We start from the raw sequence: 3235 nt of genomic DNA on the forward strand, positions 1-3235 counted from the left end.
AAACGTTGTCCAAACACCATGTTGATCAGGCGGCTCAGCACCTGTGCGGGCCCAAACAGCGCGCCTATTGCCACCGCAGCCCCACCAAGGCCGATTGCGCCAAGCATCGGCACCATATGGGCAAGAATGGCCGCAACGGTAAAACCGGTCAGCGAAAAGGCGAATGAAACCAGCACAATGCCACGCCTGCGGACCTCTGGCGCAAGCGCGCCGGGCACTGCGTCGCCGTTTCCTATTCTGTTCTGCTGGTCGTCCGTCTTTCCGCTTCGTTTTATCCAGTAATGTAACGGCATACACACGGTGAGGTTCAGAACGGCAAAAACCACATAGATTTGCCGCCAGGACAGATAGGCCGTCAGCATGGCGGCAATCGGCCAGAATATGGTGGAGGCAAAACCGGCCACCAGTGTCAGGTAGGTGATGCTGCGCGAGGCTGTGCGGGGCTGGCTTTCCACAAGTGTCGCAAAGGCGGCCTGGTATTGAACCATGCCTGAAAACACCTCCATCAGCACAATCGTCAGCGCAAAAATTGCAACGGAAGGTGACCATGCGCAGGCTGCAAGGGTCAGCGCTGCAAGGGCAGAGCCCAGCGTCATCACGCTTGCCGCACCAATGCGGTCCATATGCCTGCCAATGAACGGGGCAGACAGGCCGCCAATGAACAGGGCAATGGAGAAGATCGCAAACACCTGTTCCAGGCTTATGCCCAAATCACGCGCCATATCAGGCGCCAGAATGCTGAAGGAGTAATAAAGGGTGCCATAACCGACGATCTGCGTGACACCAAGGGCAGAAACAACACCTGCCGGAACCCTGTTTGCGGCCAATGACCTGTTCCTTCGCCGGTTTATAAGTCGTTGGAATTAGAGACTGGGGCCTGCTCGAACGACCCGGCAATATCCGGATTTCCCGCGCAGCAATCCTCCAGAAGAAAACGCGCCAGCCCGGCCAGCGCATCAAAACGGGCGGTGTAGATAATGGAACGGGCCTCGCGTTGTTGCGTAATCAGCCCGGCGCGGTCCAGCTCTTTGAGATGAAAGGACAGGTTGGAGGGCGATACGTCCAGCTGCTGGGAAATTGCTCCGGCGGCCATGCCCTCAGGCCCGGCCACCACCAGCATTCGCACAATCTTCAGCCGTGTTTCCTGAGACAAGGCCCCGAATGCGGCCAGCGCCTGCATTTCTTCCATCTTTCAATAATCCTTGAACTATTGAAATGAGATTTAGCGAAGATGATGGTTGTCGGCAAGTGGCCGATGGCTTTGGCTCAAGCATTTTCAGGAAACAAAAACCGGGGCGAAATCCGCCCCGGTTCCATCTCTCAAGCAGTCACTTGCTTTAGTGCAGTGAAGCGCTGGCCGCTTCGCGCTCCGCCTTGTCGTGCAGGGCGTAGCGGTCAATCATGTCGGCGCTGGCGCGGTTAAAGCCGATAACCTCGACGTCCGTGCCGTTGCGGCGGAATTTGATCACCACCTTGTCCAGTGCGCCAACCGCTGTGATGTCCCAAAGATGCGCCTGGCTCACATCGATTTTCACCTTGTCTACCGGGGTGGCAAAGTCGAATGCGGCAATAAAGCTTTCCGCCGAGGCAAAGAAAATCTGCCCTTCAACCGTATAGGTTACGGTGCCATTTGCGTCTTTCGGTGACGACTTGACGCTGAACAGTTTTGCCACCTTTCCGGCAAAGAAGATGCCGGACAACATCACGCCCACAATCACGCCCTTGGCCAGGTCATGGGTAATGAGAACCGTGGCGACTGTCGCCAGCATCACGATGGAGGAAGACAGCGGGTTTTTCCTGAGGTCCAGCACCGAGCGCCATTTGAAAGTGCCGATCGATACCATGATCATAACCGCCACCAGCGCGGCCATCGGAATAATCCGCACCAGGTCATTCAGTGCCACGATCAGAAACAGCAGAAACGCACCGGCCACAAAGGTGGAAAGGCGTCCACGTCCGCCGGACGACACGTTGATGACCGACTGGCCAATCATCGCACAGCCACCCATGCCGCCAATAAGGGCCGATGCTATGTTGCTGGCACCCTGGCCAAGGCATTCCTGGCTTTTGTTGCTTGGCGTGTCGGTCATGTCATCAACGATCTGCGCTGTCAGCAGGCTTTCCAGCAGGCCAACTGCGGCAAGCGTTATCGAATATGGGAAAATGATCTGCAGCGTTTCCAGCGTAAACGGCACATCAGGGATCATGAAGTGAGGCAGGCTGTCGGGCAGGGCACCAAGGTCACCGACCGTGCGCACATCCATGCCGGTAAACCACACGATGAGGGTAATGATGATGATCGAAACCAGCGGTGAGGGCACCGCCTTGGTGACGTAAGGAAACAGGTAGATGATGGCCAGACCGCCGGCAATCATCACATAGGTGGCAACCGGCACGCCAATCAGTTCCGGCAACTGCGCCATGAAAATCAGGATGGCCAGCGAATTGACAAAGCCTGTGATCACTGAGCGCGAAACGAAGCGCATCACCCGGCCAATTCTGGCAAACCCGGCAATAAGCTGGATAATGCCCATCAAAATGGTGGCGGCAAACAGATATTGCAGGCCGTGTTCTTTCACCAGCGTCACCATCACCACGGCCGTTGCGGCGGTGGCAGCAGAAATCATGCCAGGGCGGCCACCGGTAATGGCGCTCACGCAGGCAATGGCAAATGAGGCATAAAGACCAACGCGCGGGTCAACGCCGGCAATAACGGAAAAGCCGATAGCCTCTGGAATAAGCGCAAGCGCCACGACAATGCCAGAGAGAATATCGCCACGGATGTTCGAGAACCATTCCCGACGGTAGGTTGAAAAATTGATCATGATTTTGGTTTTCACAGTAAGGGGCAACGGGCCAAACGGAAGTCGGGTCCATAAACAATGATGAAGTTGCGTTGCTGTGTTGTCTGGCGGATCGGCGGCCAGAAGAGCCACCCGGAATTTCACCGGGTCCTTGTGGATGCGCCTTATTAGCGTGGTTCAGGAACGGATGCAACAAAGCTCGCCATTGTCTGAACATATTGTTCATCACCGCCATATTGACGGGCTGCATTATTGCGGATAATTTTTATCCGTGAATTGGAGAAAAACATGAAACTCAGCGAAGGCATAGAGCAAGCCATCCACTGTATGACCTTTCTGACAGGACTGTCTGATGGCAGTGTCCTGTCGGCGGCGGCGCTGGCAGAACTTCACGGCGTGTCCACCAGTTATCTGCTCAAGCATCTGCAGGC

Annotated in this window: 2 protein-coding genes, 2 pseudogenes and 1 other annotated feature; of the genes and pseudogenes, 1 reads left to right on the forward strand and 3 read right to left on the reverse strand. The window is 55.8% G+C overall.

Annotation, left to right across the window (positions count from 1 at the left end):
• The 3 genes and pseudogenes from arsK to RT613_RS14675 form a co-directional block, all read right to left on the reverse strand.
• A pseudogene (gene arsK / locus RT613_RS14665) lies at positions 1-827 on the reverse strand (arsenite efflux MFS transporter ArsK); the annotation flags it as partial.
• A 20-nt stretch (positions 828-847) separates the two neighbouring features.
• Positions 848-1189: a metalloregulator ArsR/SmtB family transcription factor gene (locus tag RT613_RS14670; protein ID WP_313616439.1), complete on the reverse strand. Its 342-nt coding sequence runs from the start codon at positions 1187-1189 to the stop codon at positions 848-850.
• Positions 1190-1337: 148 nt separating this feature from the next.
• Complete coding sequence (locus tag RT613_RS14675) at positions 1338-2825, reverse strand: SulP family inorganic anion transporter (RefSeq protein WP_313616441.1); 1488 nt, start codon at positions 2823-2825, stop codon at positions 1338-1340.
• 77 nt (positions 2826-2902) lie between these two features.
• Positions 2903-2958: a sequence feature (sul1 is cis-regulatory element that is thought to sense ions involved in sulfur or methionine metabolism; They are found in Alphaproteobacteria), on the reverse strand.
• A 134-nt stretch (positions 2959-3092) separates the two neighbouring features.
• On the opposite strand from RT613_RS14675, the pseudogene RT613_RS14680 reads away from it, so the two are divergent.
• A pseudogene (locus tag RT613_RS14680) lies at positions 3093-3235 on the forward strand (transcriptional regulator); the annotation flags it as partial.

It is taken from the genome of Agrobacterium sp. (assembly GCF_032092815.1).
Taxonomy (GTDB): Bacteria; Pseudomonadota; Alphaproteobacteria; order Rhizobiales; family Rhizobiaceae; genus Agrobacterium.